This is a genomic window from Streptomyces megasporus (genome assembly GCF_000718985.1).
In the GTDB taxonomy this organism is placed as follows: domain Bacteria; phylum Actinomycetota; class Actinomycetes; order Streptomycetales; family Streptomycetaceae; genus Streptomyces; species Streptomyces megasporus.
The window spans coordinates 1-464 of sequence record NZ_JODL01000097.1 but is presented as its reverse complement, the minus strand read 5'-3'; the positions used below and the strand labels follow the sequence as shown (position 1 = coordinate 464).

The window sequence follows — 464 nt, the reverse complement described above, 5'->3', positions numbered from 1 at the left end:
GGACAGCACCGACTCGACCTCGGCCGCCGTGGGCAGTTGGCGGCCCCCGGCACCGAGAGAGCGCCGCAGGAACGTACGGCCGTCTACCCGCACGTTGATCTGCCAGTTCCCGCCGGTCGCGGCGAACGGCCCGTCGGACACGCGGCCGTCCCGGTCGCGCCCGGTGCCGCCGAGGAAGTCGGGCGCCCACAGCGAGGCACGCGGCGAACGGTCGACGGTCCAGTCCCAGTACGGCAGGGCCACCGACGCGTCCACCGACTGGAGCGCTCGCTCGAACTCCAGGAGGAATCTTCGGTGCCAGGGCAGGAAGGACGGTGAGCGGTGGCCCGTCCGCTCGCCGTCGTCGGTGTCGGAGACGATGAAGGCGTTGTGCGTCGTGACGAATTCGTCGTAGCGGCCGTTGCGCTTCAGTTCCACGAGGGCGGCGACGAAACGTCGCTTCTCGTCGGTGGTCAGGGCGGACT

General features: G+C 70.7%; 1 protein-coding gene. It reads right to left on the bottom strand.

The window, feature by feature from the left end; translation table 11 throughout:
• Window positions 1-464 (bottom strand): tyrosinase family protein (locus tag IF47_RS0126835; RefSeq protein WP_211257283.1); only part of this gene is annotated, 464 nt, incomplete at both ends.